1 pseudogene is annotated in these 345 nt (G+C 76.5%); it reads right to left on the bottom strand.

The features are described 5' to 3' along the window. Positions 1–314, bottom strand: a pseudogene (locus ACTM82_RS09060) (hypothetical protein); the annotation flags it as partial. Positions 315–345: the final 31 nt, after the last annotated feature.

The raw sequence follows: 345 nt of genomic DNA, 5'->3' as shown, positions 1-345 counted from the left end.
CAGCGGTAGATGGTCGACGGCGACAGGTCCACCGGGCCGCCGTTGCGCGCCGCCATCTGCTCGGGCGACAGCCCCCGGCGCAGGCAGTCCCTTATCGCCTCCAGCCTGGCCGCCGCGGCGGGCTCGTCGGCGTCTATCCCGCGCCTGGACGAGACGAGGACCGAGTCGGCGCACAGCTGCGCGGCCCGGGCCTCGTAGAAGACGTGGGGGCGGCGCTTGCAGCCGATTGCGCGGTACCGGCCGCAGCCGTTGCAGCATCGCGGCCACGCCGCCAGGCGCGGGCAGGCCGCCGACAGGTCGGCGGAGGCGTCCACGCGCTCGCCGCGCCTGGCCTTCGGCGCCGTC

The organism is Collinsella sp. HCP3S3_E5, from assembly GCF_052067635.1.
In the GTDB taxonomy this organism is placed as follows: domain Bacteria; phylum Actinomycetota; class Coriobacteriia; order Coriobacteriales; family Coriobacteriaceae; genus Collinsella.
Note: the sequence above shows the minus strand (reverse complement) of the source record. Positions and strands in the feature narration are given on the sequence as shown.